General features: G+C 60.1%; 16 protein-coding genes. 2 read left to right on the top strand and 14 right to left on the bottom strand.

Annotated elements, in window-relative coordinates; genetic code table 11:
- The 8 genes from mbhE to OZ411_RS31380 form a co-directional block, all read right to left on the bottom strand.
- Entirely contained in the window at positions 1 to 702 is a 702-nt protein-coding gene (mbhE, locus tag OZ411_RS31415) for a hydrogen gas-evolving membrane-bound hydrogenase subunit E (RefSeq protein WP_130579781.1), read from the bottom strand.
- Complete coding sequence (gene mnhG, locus OZ411_RS31410; RefSeq protein ID WP_130579782.1) at positions 699 to 1037, bottom strand: monovalent cation/H(+) antiporter subunit G; 339 nt, start codon at positions 1035 to 1037, stop codon at positions 699 to 701. Before mnhG ends, mbhE begins: the two co-directional genes overlap by 4 nt.
- On the bottom strand, positions 1034 to 1276 hold the full coding sequence (locus OZ411_RS31405) for a hydrogenase subunit MbhD domain-containing protein (protein WP_130579783.1): 243 nt from the start codon (positions 1274 to 1276) through the stop codon (positions 1034 to 1036). The genes mnhG and OZ411_RS31405 overlap by 4 nt, the downstream gene beginning before the upstream one ends.
- Before the next feature lie 4 nt (positions 1277 to 1280).
- Positions 1281 to 1541, bottom strand: coding sequence for a monovalent cation/H+ antiporter complex subunit F (locus tag OZ411_RS31400; RefSeq protein WP_130579784.1), 261 nt, complete (start codon positions 1539 to 1541; stop codon positions 1281 to 1283).
- Positions 1534 to 2052, bottom strand: a complete 519-nt coding sequence (locus OZ411_RS31395) for a Na+/H+ antiporter subunit E (RefSeq protein WP_282531063.1) — start codon at positions 2050 to 2052, stop codon at positions 1534 to 1536. Before OZ411_RS31395 ends, OZ411_RS31400 begins: the two co-directional genes overlap by 8 nt.
- A gap of 32 nt (positions 2053 to 2084) precedes the next feature.
- The gene (locus tag OZ411_RS31390) at positions 2085 to 5168 is read right to left on the bottom strand and encodes an efflux RND transporter permease subunit (RefSeq protein WP_282531062.1); all 3084 of its coding nucleotides are present in this window, start codon (positions 5166 to 5168) and stop codon (positions 2085 to 2087) included.
- Entirely contained in the window at positions 5165 to 6241 is a 1077-nt protein-coding gene (locus tag OZ411_RS31385; RefSeq protein ID WP_282531061.1) for an efflux RND transporter periplasmic adaptor subunit, read from the bottom strand. Before OZ411_RS31385 ends, OZ411_RS31390 begins: the two co-directional genes overlap by 4 nt.
- 548 nt (positions 6242 to 6789) lie before the next feature.
- Complete coding sequence (locus OZ411_RS31380) at positions 6790 to 8613, bottom strand: tetratricopeptide repeat protein (RefSeq protein ID WP_349017049.1); 1824 nt, start codon at positions 8611 to 8613, stop codon at positions 6790 to 6792.
- Between the two features lie 126 nt (positions 8614 to 8739).
- Between OZ411_RS31380 and OZ411_RS43415 the strand changes: the two genes are divergently transcribed.
- Both OZ411_RS43415 and OZ411_RS31375 read left to right on the top strand, forming a co-directional pair.
- Positions 8740 to 9027: a hypothetical protein gene (locus OZ411_RS43415; protein ID WP_349017048.1), complete on the top strand. Its 288-nt coding sequence runs from the start codon at positions 8740 to 8742 to the stop codon at positions 9025 to 9027.
- A 19-nt stretch (positions 9028 to 9046) separates the two neighbouring features.
- Complete coding sequence (locus tag OZ411_RS31375; protein ID WP_282531082.1) at positions 9047 to 9223, top strand: hypothetical protein; 177 nt, start codon at positions 9047 to 9049, stop codon at positions 9221 to 9223.
- Positions 9224 to 9318: 95 nt separating this feature from the next.
- Here OZ411_RS31375 and OZ411_RS31370 read toward each other — a convergent pair whose 3' ends face one another.
- The 6 genes from OZ411_RS31370 to OZ411_RS31345 all read right to left on the bottom strand — a co-directional run bounded on the left by OZ411_RS31370 (position 9319) and on the right by OZ411_RS31345 (position 15915).
- Entirely contained in the window at positions 9319 to 10326 is a 1008-nt protein-coding gene (locus OZ411_RS31370) for an HAD family hydrolase (protein WP_282531060.1), read from the bottom strand.
- A gap of 53 nt (positions 10327 to 10379) precedes the next feature.
- Positions 10380 to 10565, bottom strand: a complete 186-nt coding sequence (locus tag OZ411_RS31365; RefSeq protein WP_282531059.1) for a hypothetical protein — start codon at positions 10563 to 10565, stop codon at positions 10380 to 10382.
- Between the two features lie 151 nt (positions 10566 to 10716).
- Positions 10717 to 12381: an arylsulfatase gene (locus tag OZ411_RS31360; RefSeq protein ID WP_282531058.1), complete on the bottom strand. Its 1665-nt coding sequence runs from the start codon at positions 12379 to 12381 to the stop codon at positions 10717 to 10719.
- A 296-nt stretch (positions 12382 to 12677) separates the two neighbouring features.
- Complete coding sequence (locus OZ411_RS31355; protein WP_282531057.1) at positions 12678 to 13622, bottom strand: helix-turn-helix transcriptional regulator; 945 nt, start codon at positions 13620 to 13622, stop codon at positions 12678 to 12680.
- Positions 13623 to 13878: 256 nt separating this feature from the next.
- Positions 13879 to 14760 (bottom strand): helix-turn-helix domain-containing protein, encoded by an 882-nt coding sequence (locus OZ411_RS31350; RefSeq protein WP_282531056.1) that lies wholly within the window; start codon positions 14758 to 14760, stop codon positions 13879 to 13881.
- A gap of 147 nt (positions 14761 to 14907) precedes the next feature.
- Positions 14908 to 15915 carry a helix-turn-helix domain-containing protein gene (locus OZ411_RS31345; protein ID WP_130579791.1) on the bottom strand — a complete coding sequence of 336 codons (1008 nt, stop codon included), beginning with the start codon at positions 15913 to 15915 and terminating at the stop codon, positions 14908 to 14910.
- Positions 15916 to 16558: the final 643 nt, after the last annotated feature.

Raw genomic sequence — 16558 nt, 5'->3', positions numbered from 1 at the left:
TCAGGGCCGGAACCTTTCGAGAATGACGCTCAGCTCGCAGCCCACCTTGATGCCCAGAAGCGCCGACAGGATCGGAATGGTACCGGCGCTGAAGAAGGCGCCGAACTGCCCAAGCGGGAGGATCCGGTTGTCCAGGAACCCGCCCGCGGCGATTAGTCCCGCGATGCCCGTCAGCACAAACAAAGCGCCTGCCACGGACTCGGTGACGCCAAGGAATTCGGGATTGGGCTGGTATTGCGGATAGGTCAGCAGCATCAGCAGAACGCCGGAAGCTATGACGGCGCCGCCCTGAAAACCGCCGCCTGCAGTCAGGTGCCCGTTCATGATGATATAGGCTGCGAAGATGGAAATGAGCGGAACGAGGATCTGGGTGCCAGTCTGCACGATCTCCGACGGTGGCCGGGCTCCCTCAAAGCGATCCTCGAGGGGCCCGCTGCGCGGCGGGCGTTCCCCACCGAGCACGAGGCCGACGCCCGCCGCCACCATGAATAAAACGGCGACCTCTCCGAGAGTGTCAAACGCGCGGTAGGTCAGCAATATGCCGGTGATGACGTTCGCCGCGCCCAACTCCTGCGGCACGAGCCTGATGTAGCTTTCCGCCAGGGGCAGCAGTGATTGCTGTTCGGTATGGCCGATGACAAGACTTGCAAAGACCAGCCCGAACGCGACAATGGCGACGATGATAGAGAGGCGCCGGATCATGTGCCGCTTCCCGCTTTCTGTCGTGCGTCACGCAGCGCATCTATACCTGTATCACCTGCCATCGGAATCCGGATGCTGTGCGCGGCCCGAGCCAGCGCATGCGAGGAGACGGGATTCGTCATCAGCACGAAGTAGACGATGATCAAAAGCTTGAGGCTCCAGCCCGGGTGATAGATAGCCAGGCCCGCGAGCACCAAGGTGTTGCCGAGCGTGGAGGCTTTCGTGCCCGCTTGCATGCGCGTATAGACATCGGGCATCCGCAACATGCCGAGCCCTGCTGAAAAGTGGAAGATTGCGCCGAGCAGGACCAGGACGCTTCCGATCAGAGCCATCATGGTGCTCTCTCTGTTGTCCTGCGGATCGCATAGAGGAAAATGAGCACCGACAGGCCGGACCCGATCGACGCCTCCGTCATCGCGACATCCGGCGCGCCCAGCAGGACGTAGCAAACCGCTGCGAACAGGCTCGCCAGTCCGCCGCTGACCGCCGCCGCCAGGGTGCTGTCCAGGCACACGGCTAGAATACCGCTCACGAGAATGCTGCCGCACAACAGGTAGACGAAGAGATCAAGCATGCTGTCAAAGACCTCGCTCGAGATAGCGTGCAATCGCCAGGACGGCCAGAAAGCTCAGAACACCGTAAACCAGGGCGACATCTAGATAGATGGAGCGGCCGGCCACGTGCGCGTAAAGCGCAATGAGGGAAATCGAAACGACGGTCAGCATATCGATCGCCGCAACCCGGTCTATCGTGGTCTGTCCGAGAACCAGACGCAGCACGCCGAACGCGACCCCGAGAAAGATCAGAACCGCCGCGGCGGTGAGGATTGCATCAGCCAAAGGTCTTCCTCAGATGTTCTTCGAACGCACCGGCAATGGCGCGGGTCGCCTCGTCCGGATCTGTTGTTTTGACGTCGAGCCAATGGACGAAGAGGCTTTCGCCGTCGATGTCGATAACGAGTGATCCGGGCGTCAGTGCGATGGAGTTGGCAAGCGCAAGACGTCCTACCGGAGTCTTGAGTCTCGTTCTGATCCTGACGATGCCGGGGTTGATATTGATGCGTGGGGCATAAACGTAGCGCATCATGTTGATGTTCGCACGGACGAGCTCGACCAGAAAGACGCCCGTGTAGAGAACGAAGTGATAGAGGCGCCCTGGGGATAAGCGGACGTCTCGCCACGCGCCCGGTTTGCGCGTGAACATGTAGGCCAGAACGACGGAAATCAGCGCGCCGGTCGCGAGCGCGCTAACGGCGAAGGACGAGTTCGCCGCGAACCAGATAAATGTGAGGAGCACCGATAGCCAAAGGAAACCGCTCGGTCGTTTCACTGCGGGCTGATTTGGCGCCATTGTCAGCAACCCCGACTGTCAGCAACCCAGTGTTATGAGTTGATCCTCGGAATGCCGATCCCCGCCGGCTTCTGCGGATCGGCTGATTTTTCAGTTCCCTTGAACCAAGCTACATACAAGGTAGGAAGGAAGATAAGCGTAAGTATCGTCGCGACCAGCAATCCTCCCATGATCGCGAAGGCCATTGGTCCCCAGAACACCGTTGGAGCGATCGGGATCATGCCGAGAACGGTCGATACGGCGGTCAACATGATTGGGCGGAAGCGAGAGCTGCTGGCATTGATTGCGGCTGACCAGACGTTCTCTCCCCGTGCGCGTTCGGCTTCGATTTGGCCAATCAGGATCACGGCGTTCTTGGTAATCATGCCGATCAAAGCCAGAATGCCAAGAATGGCGACGAAGCCGAGCGGCCTGCGCGACACGAGAAGCGCCGCGACAACGCCGATCAAGCCGAGAGGCGCGACGCTGAGGACCAGGAATAGCCGCTGAAAGCTTTGCAGCTCGGCCATAAGGACCGTGAACATCAGCAGCAGCATGACCGGAACAACAGCGATGACGGAAGCTTGCGAATACTTGCTTTCTTCAACGGTTCCGCCCATGACGATGCGATAAGCGCGGGGAAGGTTTTTTGCGAGCGTATCGACCGCCGGCGCAAGCGCATTGATCACGGTTTCCGGAAGCGCCCCGGGCGCCACATCGGCCTGCACCGTGAGCGTAGGTACGCGATCGCGCCGCCAGACCAATGGATATTCCTGCTTGTATTCGAATGTAGCGAACTGGTTGAGCGGAACTGTTCGCCCGTTAGGCAGCGGCACTTGCAAGGTGCTCAGGTTCGCCAGCGAGACGCGCTGTTCGTCGGTCGCTCGCACGAGAACGTCGACGAGATAGATGTCGTCGCGAACCTGTGTGACAGGCGTGCCTGAAATCACGGTGTTCAGGACGCTCGCCACGGCTTGCGAGCTCAGACCCAGCGATCGCGCCTCGTCCTGGTCGACACGGATGCGGAGCTGACGCGCCGGCCCGATCCAGTCGAAATTGACCTGCTCGGCCTGCGGGTTGGTCGCGACGATCTGGGCAAGCTTCAGCGAGATGTCCCGTACCTGGTCAATGTCGGGGCCGCTTACACGATATTGCACAGGCCAGCCGACCGGCGGGCCGAGTTCGAGCGGAGAGATCCGGGAAATCGCGCCCGGGAATTCATTGGCCAGGAATTTTTCAAGCTTGACGCGAAGGCGCTCGCGCGCGGCGACATCCTTCGCAACGATCACCACTTGCGTGAAAAAGTCGTTCGCCAACTGGACATTGAGCGGCAGATAGAAGCGAATGGCGCCACGTCCCACATAGGTACTCCAGCGCGCTACGTCCGCATCGCCCTTCAGGGCCGCGTCGAAGCGCTTCGCGGCCGCTTCGCTGGCATAGATCGACGCATTTTGCGGCAGACTGATATCGACCAGAAGCTCCGGACGATCGGAGGACGGAAAGAATTGGCGGGGAATGAGCGGAAGGGCGAGATAGGAGAGAACGAAGAGCGCCACGGTGAGAAGAATAGTCACCCATTTTGCCCGCATGGCGGCGGTAAGAAAGCCTCGATACCAAGAGAGGATTCTGCTGGGGTTCGCGGTTTGCGAGGTCCGGGGCGGTTTCAGAATGACGACGCCCAGCAGTGGCGCGAAGACGACGGCCACGAACCAGGATACGAGCAGTGCGATGCTGACGACGGCAAACAGCGAGAACGTGTACTCTCCCGCGGAGCTGGCGGCAAAGCCGACGGGAACAAATCCGGCGATGGTTACCAGCGTTCCCGCGAGCATGGCGAATGCATAGGTCCGGAACGCGAATGTCGCCGCTTCGACCTTGTCATCGCCCGCGGCTAGCCGGTTGAGGGTGGCGTCGGTGGTGGTCATCGCGTCATCGACGAGCAGTGCCAGCGCGATGATGAGGGCGCCGAGCGATATCCTCTGCATGTCAATGCCCGCCATCTGCATGATCGGAAAGACGATGGCGAGCGTCAAAGGAATCGAAAGCGCGATGATCAGCCCTGGGCGGACGCCCAGACTGATGAAGCTGATCACGAGAATGATGGCAATCGCCTGCAACAACGACGTCATGAACTCGGAGATCGCGCCATCGACCGTGACGGCCTGATCGGCGACGAGGATTGGCTGGATCCCTATCGGCAGGCCCGCCGTGATCTGGTCCATCGCCTGATTGATGTTCCTGCCGAGGGCGAGAATATCTCCGCCCTCCCTCATGGCGATGGCAAGCCCGATCGCCGGTTCGCCGTTGACGCGGAACATGGGCTGCGGGGGGTCGGAATAGCCGCGCCGCACCTGCGCTATGTCACTCAGGCGGAGCGTCCGTCCGCCCGCGATGAAGTTGACGCTGGCGACGTCCTGCTCCGTCCGAAACGCACCTGAAACCTGCAGCGACAGACTCTCGTCGCCGGTCTGGATGGTACCGGCCGGACGTACGACGTTTTGAGCCTGGAGGGCGGCGATGAGCGCCGAGCGGTCGATGCCGAGGCCGGCGAGTTCCTTTATCGAGAACTCGACGAAAATCCGTTCGTCCTGGGCACCCAGCAGTTCGATCTCCGAGACGTCACGAACAAGAAGCAGCTTCGAGCGGATGTCTTCAACGTAATCGCGAAGTTCGCGATGGGTGAACCCGTCGCTCGTAAAACCGTAGATGATCCCGAACGTAGTGCCGAAATCGTCGTTGAAGCCGGGCCCAACGATGCCTGCTGGCAGCGTATGCCTGATATCACCGACGTTCTTGCGAACCTGATACCAGGTGTCGGCCACCTCTTTCGCGTTTGTGCTGCCCTTCAAGTTGACGAAGATCGTCGTGATGCCGGCTTTGGTATAGCTGCGCAGGAAGTCGAGATGCGGCGTTTCCTGCAGCCTGCGCTCAAGTCGTTCGGTTACTTGCTTGAGAGTATCCTCGAAGGTTGCTCCAGGCCACGCGGCCTGAACAACCATCGTCTTGATGATGAAGGTAGGATCCTCGCTGCGCCCAAGACGGAAATAGGATAGAACGCCGGCAACGACAGCGATGATCATGAGATAAGCGACGAACGAGCGGTGATTCAGCGCCCATTCGGAAAGATTGAATCTCATGACGACCCCGACCCGAGTATGCGAATCTTCTGGCCCGGGTGCAGGGCTTGCACGCCTGCCGTGACCACGATTTCTCCGGTGTCGATTCCTTGGGAAACTGCTACCAGCGCCTGGTTGAAGCGCAGCACGTCGATGTTTCGCAATGATACGGTATTCTTGGAGGGATCGACGACCCACACGGCGGGCTGTTGATTTACTCTCGTTAGCGCCGTGGCGGGGATTTCAATGATTGGAACGGCCTCCATTTGCAGGCGCCCGGTCACGGTCGCGCCAAGAAGCATGGCCGGCGGGGGATCCGTCAGGCCAACCTTCACTTCAAAGGTTCGTGTTGCCGGATTGGCTTGCGGGGCGACTTCGCGGATGCGGCCTTGCGCGGTCACCGTGCGATCGTCGGTCAGACTCACGCTGATTTCAGGATCGCTCGGCGCTGTTCGGATGACCTGGGCGGGGATGTCGAAAACGGCATCACGGCCATCCTTGCGGGCAACCCTGACGATGCTTTGTCCGGGCTGGACGACCTCACCCGCGGCGGGACCTGTTGCCGTCAAAACACCCGGAGCGTCAGCCTTGAGTTCGGTGAAGCTCACCTGATCATGCGCGATCTTGAGTTGGGCTTCGGCAGCATCGACCTGCGATTGAGCGGTTTGTTGGCCTTGTTTTGCCTGATCGAAGTTGACGTTCGTGGTCCAGCCTTGCGCGAAGAGGGTTTGTTGACGCTCGAATTGATTGCGGGCCTGAACCAGTTGCCCCTGGGCGGCTGCGAGGGCCGCCTGCGCCTGCCGCAGGCCGTTCATCTCGTTTTGCGATTCAAGGCGCGCAACAACCTGACCGCGCTGCACCCGATCTCCGAGCTTGCCGTTGTTCTCGAGAAGCCGGCCACCAATGCGGAACGAAAGCGAAACCTCGTCCTCGGCTTCAATCCTGCCGGTAAACGTGAGTAGTGTTCCAGCTTTGCTCTTTTCAACGGTTACGGTTCGAACCGGACGGATTGCTGGAGCCGCTGTTTCTGGCTCACGTTCGCAACCTGCAAGCAGCATTGGAGCGACCAAAACCATCAGTCCGGTCTGCCGCATGCGACGCATTCTGTTCAAACGGGCGGCACACCCAGACGTGGACATGGCTCACTTCCTTGTTCGTTGGCCCACCTGGTTCTTCCAGCCATTCCGATCGTTGTTATCGTCGCTCCAGTTTGTAATTCTCGTTCGGACTCTGCGAGATCGAGCGAATGCGCAAGAACGCAAACAATCGTTCGTGCGTAGCCTCTAGACTTGTTTCGATGTTGGCGAGGACGGCTTCGTGGTTAGACAGCGGCCGGTCACTGCTGCCATCATATGGCCGAGCGAAATAATCCTCAAGCGGATGGAATTGCGAGTCCCGCAGGCATCACAAGCAGACACGCACCGGTGCTCGGGGCGCATCACCTTTGAGAGTCAGCAAGCCCAAGGCGACCCACTTGCGAGATGTGGCGCTAGGTAAGTCATGCTGACGTGTTAAGGTAGCGTCGATCAACGAAGAATCTCGTCGCAACCTGAGCAGCTTTTGGCGCCCGGCGAGACGCGCGCAGGATTTTGAAAGAAGCAATCCGCAGCGCTATGCGAAATCGGCAGGAAAGACTGTCAAGTCACTTCAAACGTGCGCGAAGATCGTCGGTGAGGCGGGCTAATTCACGGTCATTCGGGAGAAGGCGAGAGAGACGCTCGGCGTATTCGAGGGCGGCACCAATGTTGCCGGAGTCGCGGCTGAACGAGACGAGGGCAGACAGCGAGTCGCGATCGTCCGGATGGCGGGCCAGGTTCGCCTTCAAGACCTCAATCGATTCACCAATGCGGCCTGACGAATGTAGCGCCACGGCGTAGACATAGGCGTAGCGCGACCGGTCAGGTTCGAGCTCGCTGGCTGTGCGGAATTCGCCAAGCGCGTCGTTCGGCCGTTTCTCCCGCGTCAGGTTGAGCCCGAGGGCGTGATGCAAGCCGGCATCCTCGCGTGAGGACGTGATCGCTGTTCTCAGAACACTTTCTCCGTCGCCATCCCGGCCAAGCTGCCGATATAGGTCCGCCAGATTGATCGCCGCAGGCGCATATTGTGGGCTGAGTCGCAGGGCTGCCTTGTATTCACTCTCTGCATCGGCCGCCAGTCCGCGCCGCGCATAGAAGTTTCCGAGGGTCGATCGGGCTTCGGGGCGGTCCGCGTTGAGACGTTGCGCCGCAATGAACTCGGCAGTGGCCCGCTCGAAGGCTGCACGGTCCGCCGGCGGCTGGGCTACGGTCGGGACGGCGGCCAAGATCGACACCGCCCTGATGCGAACGCCGCGGCTTGGATCGGCAAGAAGCGGCGAGACCAGCGGCCAGATTCGCTCGCCCGGAAGGCCGTCGAGCATGTCAAGCGCTGCGACCCGCACCATTGGATCGGGATCGGCCAACCCCTTGCGCGCGAGCTCGATATTGGCGGGCGAGACCCGCGAGTGAAGTTCGCTAAGCGCGCTCGCACGGGCGATGGACGGCGCGGTGGGACTGGCCGCCACCACAGCCAGCAGCGTGGCAGCGTCGGCGCGGTCGGTCCAAGACGCCTGGAAGGCCTCGGCGTAATTCTGAAAGCCTTTTCGGACCGGCCCGTGCCAGCGCTCGATGGCGTCGGCCGCCCATTGTGCGGATTTGTCGCCATGACAGTTGTTGCAGGCGTTGGGGGTGCCGAGCTTCACGGAGAGATCTGGCCTCGGAATTCGAAGGCTGTGGTCGTGCCGCTTGTCGACCACCATGTAGGTGCTGACGGGCATGTGGCATGACGCGCAAGCCACGGCCAGCGTAACGCCTTCGTGGCGATGATGTGAGGCAACTTCATATTTGTCGGCGGCATGGCATTGCAGGCAAACGCCATCGCCTGGAGCGCGGAGCTTGGCTGCATGCGGTTCATGGCAATCGCTGCAGGTCACGCCGGCTGCGAACATCTTGCTCTGCTTGAACGGGCCGTAATTGTACACCTCATCGAGCATCTGCCCGTCCGCGTGATACAGGCCAGCAGCAAGGAGGGAAACGGCATGCGTGTCGGACAATGGTTGTCCTGGTACCCAATCTTCCGAAAATTCACCGCGTCGGGCGTGGCACAATCCGCAGGTCTCGACCTCCCTGCGTGTCACCGCAGGGGCGATGCTGCGTTGCGGGTTGCCGGTCTTCGGATCGGGGTGCCAGGTAATGCCATCTCGCTCGTTCAGCAAGACGGCTAACCCTTTGCGCGGGTCATCGTCTTTCCCAAACCAACTCCGCTGGCTGTGAGCCCAATCAACGTGCCGCGAGCCTTTGCTGTGGCATGCCTCGCAGCCGACGCTGATCTCCGTCCACGTCGTGCGGAAGCGATCTTCGGCCGCGTCGTAGTTCTTCCGGACGCCGGTTGAATGGCACTCCGCACACATGAAATTCCAGTTCTGATTGAGCTTGGTCCAGTGCAGCACGTCGTCGTGCTTGATCTCCTCATTGGGGTAGAGATGAAACCAGCGTTGCCCGCCCTTGTCCTTCGGCCGGCTATCCCAGGCGATTGAGAGCGCCTGCAGGCGGCCATCCGGGAATTCGATCAGATATTGCTGGAGCGGATCAATGCCGAAGGTGTATTTGACATCGAAGCTCGCAAGCTTGCCGTCAGGACCATCGGTCTCGACGAAGAATTTGTTGTCCTTTTTGAAGAACCGCGAATGGACGCCGAAATAATCGAAACTGGCATCATCGAAATTCCCAAACACGGAAGCGACGGTGGCGTGCTGCATGGCATGCTTGTGCTGGGACTCCTTCCACAGCGCGGCTTCGGCCTGGTGGCACCCGGCGCAGGCTTCACTGCCGACAAAGACGGCAGCAGGAGCCGCCTCGCTTGAACGAAAAGTTGCAGGCAGGATGACGCCGCCGTTGATGGCAAACAGGAGTGCAGCGCCACCCAATGCGAGGACTGCCATCGCCATCAACGTGGCGGCGCGCGTCGGTGGCCTCTGGTTCTTATCTGCTCTGTTGTCGCTGCGCGCCACGAATTGCTATCCGCTGCAGGCTAAGGGCGAATTCCAGCAAATCCTCTGATGCTGTCCCACGCTATGCAGATTCGGCAAAATGTTTGTCGCGGCGTTGCCGGCTGAGCCGGTTCATCGCCTGCCGCGCTCCCTTCAGAATCGGCGCTAGTGCTCGAACGGAAACACTCGCTTCCAATCGTTTTTCATGCTGATCACTGTCCAGCCGTCCTTCTTGGCCTCGTCATAAAGCGCGGGAGTGAAAGGGCCGACCTTGGTGTCCGGCAGACCTTGCGCCGGGCCGTAGGCGTATTCGCGGGCGGCATCGTCATGCAGCACCAGCATCTTCAGCCGTGCACCGGTACCTGCACCGGTCCACTCCAGCATCTCGCGATCGCCCGTCGAGTTGCCGAACGCCGCATACGGCCGGCGCCCGATCATGAGGTGAATCCCTTCTGGCTTGCCCGCGTTGTCGTCGTTCAGGATGAGCTTCGGTTCCTTGGTCAGGAACGGTTTGCCGTCCTTGCCGTAGCCATATTTCGTTCCGCCCGCGGTACCGACCACCTGCTCAGGCGGGATGCCATAGACCTGTTGGGCGTATACACGCACGAAGTCTTGCCCTCCACCGGTCACGATAAAGGTCTTGAAGCCGTTGTCGCGCAGGAATCGCAGGACTTCGAGCATTGGCTGATAAACGAGCTCGGTATAGGGGCGCTTCCAGCGCGGATGCCGCGCGATTCCAATCCACTTCTTGGCTTCGGCGTTGAACTCCTCCACCGACATGCCGGTCAGCGTTGCGGCGAGGATTTCCTCGAGGTCCCTCAAGGAAAGCCTGGCGATCGCCTCCCGGTCGCCCGAAAGCACGGTCTTGAATGGCGCGACGTCCTTGAGCTCCGGCTTTTTTTCGACCACTGCCGGGACACGCTCCAGACAGTAGACCACTTGCGTGTACATCGGATGCTCGACCCAGAGCGTGCCGTCCTGATCAAAGACGGCAATCCGATCCTCTGTTGGCACGTGGTTGGGGCTCGCAGTGTCGGTTGTGACGCGCACGAAGTCGAGGATCGCCTGTTTCGCGGCCCCATCGTTCCATGAAGGCAACGGATTCTGAGACGTTGTTTGTGCCAATACCGGGACCGTCAGAAGCGGACTGGACAAGGCAGGCAACAGCGTCAAGATCGAAATCAGAACGCGGCGGTTCGTCTGACAGTGCAACAGAGACGGCATGATCACCTCCTAGTTCGTCGAGGGTGGGAGAGCCGTAGCTTCTCCATTGCCTGTTCGACCGAGAAGCTGCCGGGCCGTTGGCGCGGCGGGAATTCGCGGAAGCTTGCGATGTTCTGGGCCACGATCGCTTGCGCCGGCACAAGCAGGAAGGCGTGATCGATTGGACTCGTGGTATTCTTCATGGTCATGAGCAACTCCTTGGCTGTTGCTGCCCAAACGCATGGATCGGTTGACGTTCTCTCGGAGGGGTTGCATGGGAAGCGCGTTCATCGCTTCGCCTGTGGTGGGCGGACGCCCTGTGGGGCGTCCACATATTCAGGTCATGCTCGCTTCACGCGGCTAGTCGCTCGCGGCGCGGGAGTTGGCCTTCTTGACCTCCTCAAGGATCTGGCTGAGGTTGTAGCTCTCCGGGGCCTGCAGCGGCGGGAACTTCTCGTAGCTGGACAGGTGCTCCAGCCACAACCGCTGACCGATCGGCAGCATGTTCCAGTCGTATTGGAAGGCGGTCGCCGGGGCGCCGAGCACGCCGCCCGTGCTCATGGCCGTCTTCTGGTCAACGCCGACAGCCTGCTCGAAGGGATCACGCTTGATGTTCTGGACCAAAGTGAAGTGGAAGGGGATGAGCGGCATGATCCAGCCGGCCGGCCCGGGCTGCGACATGGTGTAGTACATCTTCCAATTCTTGTAGCGCACCGCCGACGGCGTTGCGCCCGAGAAGTAGAAGAAGTAGTCCCGCGCCGACTTGTCGGACTTGCCTTCGAGGTACTCGCGCTGGTCGACGCCATCGAGCGTCGTCTTGACGATGCCGGGGTACCGCCCTGCCTCGATCTGCTGCTTCAGTTCGTCGCCCTTGGGTCCGCCGGCGACGTCGACCAACGTGGGAACCCAGTCGAGCGCGGCGAACAGTTGGTTCTTGACCGTGCCTGGCTTGATGACACCGGGCCATTTGATCACCATAGGTGCGCGATAGCCGCCTTCCCAGGCCTCGCCCTTCTGGCCCTTAAACGGGGTCACGCCGCCGTCCGGGAAGGAGATCGCCTCAGCACCATTATCGGTCGTGAATACAACGATCGTATTGTTGGCCTGACCCATGTCGTCGAGCTTCTTGAGGACGACGCCGATATTGTCGTCCATCTGCTTCATGCCGGCTTCGTTGAGTCCCCAGTCCTTGCCGCCGCGCTCGCCGACCATGGCCTCGTATTTCGGCGGCAGCACGGTGACGACGTGCATGCGCGCCGGGTTGTACCAGACAAAGAATGGCTTGCCGGTCTTCTTCGGGTCATTGCGATCGAGGAAATCGACGACCTTCTCTGAAATCTCCTCGTCCACGGTCCGCGAGCGATCCAGGGTCAACGGCCCTTCGTCGCTGCACATCTGATTCTTGCTCGTGCCGTCTGAGGACTTGCACGACAGGATGTTGCGCGGGGGCGTAAGGCACAGCGTGGTCTTGGGGTCCACCGCGCCGGGCACTTCGGGCACGCCCGGGATCGGCGTATTCTTGCAGGGTGGCGCCACGGTCTGCTGCAGCGGCGTCTTGTTGATGTCAGGGAAGCTGACCTGCTGCATCGCGTCGAGATGGTAGAGATAGCCCCAGTATTCCTGGAAGCCGTGTGCCGTCGGCAGGGCATCGGTGTGGTCGCCGAGATGGTTCTTGCCGAATTCGCCGGTGGTGTAGCCGAGATCGAACAGGAACTGGGCGAGGGCCGGCGTGCCGGGCCGCAGGTAGGACGGGCTCCCCGGGAGCTGTGGCGGGATCATGCCGGTGCGCAGCGGATACATGCCGGTGAAGAACGCATTGCGGCCGGAGGTGCAGCTCTGCATCGCGACGTAGTCCATGAAGATGGCACCCTCGTTGCCGATGCGGTCGATACTCGGCGTTTCGCCGACCATCAGGCCGCGGTGATAGATGCTTGGCTGCATCCATCCGATGTCGTCGCCCATGATGAATAGGATGTTGGGTTTTTGTCCCTGCTGGGCGGAGGCAGGAATGCTTGCCATTGTCATGGCGGCGCACGCCAAGACAAGAGCGCCCGAAATTGGTCGGAACATGCTCATGGTTGCTTCCTAATTGGCGGCTGCCGAAAGCCCGGGCCGCAGCCTTCGCCCACCTCCACCCGCCGACCAACTTGGCTTTGCCGATTCATGCGAGATCGCAACCGGCAATCGGTCGGACGCTTTGCGACGGCAAATTGGGCGAAGCGCCCTGAATGCGCTATGCACATTCGGCAGATTAAGCTTGGTCGTATACGAGGCTGAAGCTAGTGTCGGCTTCGCAGGGCTGACTATGCGCTTTCGGCGGATTACGGATCGCGTTGCAGCGTGACGGAAGGCGATTCGCCGAAGGTGGTGCGATACGTCACCGCAAAGCGCCCAAGCTCCAGGAATTGATGATTTCGCGCGACCTCCGCGACGGTGGCCATCAAAGGATCGGCACGTCGCAGTGCCGAACGAGCCTGATTCAATCGTCGCAACAAGAGATATCGTGCGGGGCTTACGCCGAGGAACTTCGCGCAACACATCCGCAGGCTGCGCTCCGGTACGCCGATCTCGGCACAAAGCGCGGGCATTTTGAGTCTTTGATCGATACGTTTGCTTAGGCCATCTTCGAAACGATGCATGACGGCGGTGTGATGGTGTCTTGCCTTGGAGTTGTTGTTGTCGATGTCGTCGGCGGTCAGACAATTGATGATCGCGTGAAGCAATTCCTGCTCCAGCGCTCTTGCTACCTCGGGACGCTCGATCAGTTTCCGTCCAGCCTCTGCAAGGTAGCAAGCTTCTCTGAAGAGAAGACGAAATCTTGATATATCCGCGCGGGCAGGGTGGAGCAGTCTGCTCACGGGCGGCGGCGCGATTTCCCGTCCAGTCAAGGCCTTGCTGCAAGTCCTTAATTGGTCCGGCGATAAGGCTATCAAGCCCCATTGGGATGCGCCGTGGGAGCGCTGATGGGTGCTCTCGCCACGACCGTGCAAAACCATGTCGCCGTTCCGCAAGACAAGCCCATCGGACACGAGGGACGCGGTACCGACCGGAAAAGAAAGGAATATCCGTTCGGGGGGCAGCGAAATATATGCGATGCGCGGAAGGATTTCGCGGCACCGACACAATTCCAGATGGTTCAATCTCAACCGTGTTAGCCGTGCCTCGAAATCGCCGGCACCCGTTATCGTCAGATTGATACGTGCATCGCCGAATCCTGCGGCATAGCCGTCGGCGTCGCCAAACGTGAGTGTTGCGCCTTCTGCCATTTGCGCCGTCCCATCGGACCGGTGGACGGTCCGGTCTCATCGACGGAGGCAGCATCAAGCAGTCGGCCGCTGTCGGCTATGCGGGTTCGGAAGGTCGATCTTGGGGGTGGAATGTGAAGAATATGCAAATCCGGCAAGCCGGCCGATAGTCTCGAGCAGGTGCTGCGACCATGGGTGTCCCCTCAGTGGAAAGACCGCGCGTAGCGTCACGGTTTTCTCGCAGGCGACCGCGCGTTTGCGATCACGCGCATCCGGTTCAGGCGAGGCCGGGCCCGGCAAAAGCAATGGTTGATGGGCGGTCGAGACGAACCCTCGGGTCCGCCGGCGGGCGCCGCAAGGTGCACGATGGCGATTCTCCGAAAAACATTCGGTAGGCAACTGAAAAGCGCCCCAGTTCCCAAAAGCCGTGGTCGGTGACGATTTGCGTCACAGTTGCCGTTGATGGGTCCGACCTCAAGAGCGCCTGCCGCACGAGATGCATTCGGCGCAAGGTGAGATAACGGATCGGTCCCATGCCCAAATGTTCCTCACAGGAGGCGCGAAGGGTGCGTTCGGCGACACCAATCGCCGCGCAGATCTCCATGAGATAAAGTGGGCGGTCGGGATTGGCCTCCAAAAACGCCTCGAACCGCGCGACGATCGCGTCATGGCGACGGCCGCCCATGGTCGTTTCCAGCACGACGCCTTCCGCGAGGCACCGGACCATGACATGCACCAGTTCGCTTTCGAGGGCACGAAGCACTTCCGGTATTGCGAGCACATGGGGAGTTTCATGGGCGAGTTGTCCGACCACTTTGTGCAGCTTCATCAGCCGCGACATCAACGCAGGATTCGGGTGAACGCTACGCTCATCCAGCCGCTTGCTGAAACCACGGCCGGCTGTCGCTTCGACAGCGGCGTCGAATTCATCGGTCGGGAGGGACATCGCCCCTAAATGATAATCATGGCCGGATCGATGATGTGCAACGTCAGTTCTGTTAATGATGATGTCACCAGGCAAGACTTCCTGGCCACAGTGCTGTAGTGGGGACGAATTGGATTCGGTGAGAAAGAGGATCGATCGCCGGTCGGGTTTGCACGCAACGTTGCTGATTTGCGGCAAAGATACAGTGAAACGCTGCATCCAAAGTTTGGTCATGCCGATCTGTGTAATCTCGGCCCAAAAATCTCCCTTCGTTGTAGGGAGTATCTCAACATCAGTAGCTTGAACGGCCGCCTGACAGGGAAACGGGTCGGTAAATCTAAGAACTCTTGCCCACGACATTGTAATAAGTCCCTGTCTGGCTCAAGCTGCCCGCAAGTTTGTGGCCGCAAGCGATGTTGGGCGATTGGGACGCGTTTCGGGCAGCTCGACCGATCGCCGCAAGGTACGCGACGGCGCCTCGCCAAACAGTGTGCGGTAGGCAACCGAAAAGCGGCCAAGTTCCCAAAAACCGTGGTCGGTGACAATCTGGGTGACGGTTCTCTTTGAATGGTCCGAGCCCAGGAGCGCGCGGTGTACGAGGTGCATTCGGCGCAGGGTGAGATAACGGATCGGCCCCATTCCCAAATGCTCTTCGCAGGAGGCGCGGAGCGTGCGCTCCGCGACGCCAATCCCCGCGCAGATTTCCGCAAGATAAAGCGGCCGGTCGGGGTTGGCCTCCAGGAATTCCTCAAAACGCGCGACGATGGCGTCGTGGCGACGGCTACCAGTTCTCGACTCTGCAGCGGCACCTTCGGCAACGCACCTCACCATCACATAAGTGAGCTCATTTTCCAGTGCCCGCCCCACTTCCGGGATTTCGAGAACATCCGGCATGTCATGAGCGAGCAGCCCAACGCTCTTGTGCAGTTTCAGCAGTCGGAGCATCGCCGCAGAATGCGGGCGGATAACTCGTTTCTGCGGCATTTCGACAAACTCGCGGCCGAGTACTGCCTCGGCAGCAGCATCAAAGTCATCAGCCGCAAGAGAGATCGTGCCATAGTGGAGGTTTGCGCCAGATCGTTGATGTACGACGTCGGACCTGTTCACGACGATATCGCTGGCCAAGACCTCCAAGCCACAGTGCAGGAAGGCTGTTCCATTGGGCTCGGCAAGAAAGCCAATTGATCTGCGGCCTGGCCTGACCGCGACGGTGTTAACCTGTGGCAGCGACACTCGATATCGTTGCACCAGAAGCCTGTTTATGCCGATCTGCGCAATTTCGGCATGAAAGCTTCCTTTCGCCGTCGGAAAAAGTTCGATATCCGCGGACCAAATAACTGCCTTGCACTGCGACGGATCAGATAAATCAAAAACTCTACTCCACGCCATTTCTGTTCTCCCCCGAAAACAGAACTACTAATCACTCGGGTCAACTAGGCTTACAGCAAGGAGACACAGGGAATCGGGAAGAGCGATTTCGGTCGCAAAAGAAGAGCAGGCAACGCCATCAAGTCGATTCGAGATCCGAGGCGCCCCGAAATCTCGGTTGTATTGTAGGGCCAGTATTACCTGTGGGCAACTGCGCGAATACTTGGCACAAAACGCATATCGCTCTGCAGGGTAGTCTTATGCGCTCGCACAACTGCCTGTCAGAGTTAGGAAAACAGGCCAGCGCGGCTGCCTGTGCCGGAACGACCCCGCGCCGGCGGTTCTGCCGAAGATGCATAGCCGCACCCGCAGTGTAGGTCTGATTTGAATTTCAAACAGCTTCTCCGCTGTCATCGTCCGCGAAGGCGGACGATCCAGTATTCCAGAGGCACCAGTGCTTGAGCCGAGAGGCTGCCGGATACTGGATGCCCCGCCTGCGCGGGGCATGACGGTGGAGTTTAAGGAGAGGACGTGAGTCCGCGTTCTCGCGGCACGTTACGCCCGAGCTTTGCGTCTCGTTTCACCCTCTCATCGAACAGAGGGCGCAGGGAAAGCCGGGTGCCGGTTGCACCCATGGGTCCCGTGCAACAAAAAGCACGGGGGT

Origin of the sequence: Bradyrhizobium sp. Arg237L (assembly GCF_029990105.1) — a bacterium.
Classification (GTDB): domain Bacteria; phylum Pseudomonadota; class Alphaproteobacteria; order Rhizobiales; family Xanthobacteraceae; genus Bradyrhizobium.
Note: the sequence above shows the minus strand (reverse complement) of the source record. Positions and strands in the feature narration are given on the sequence as shown.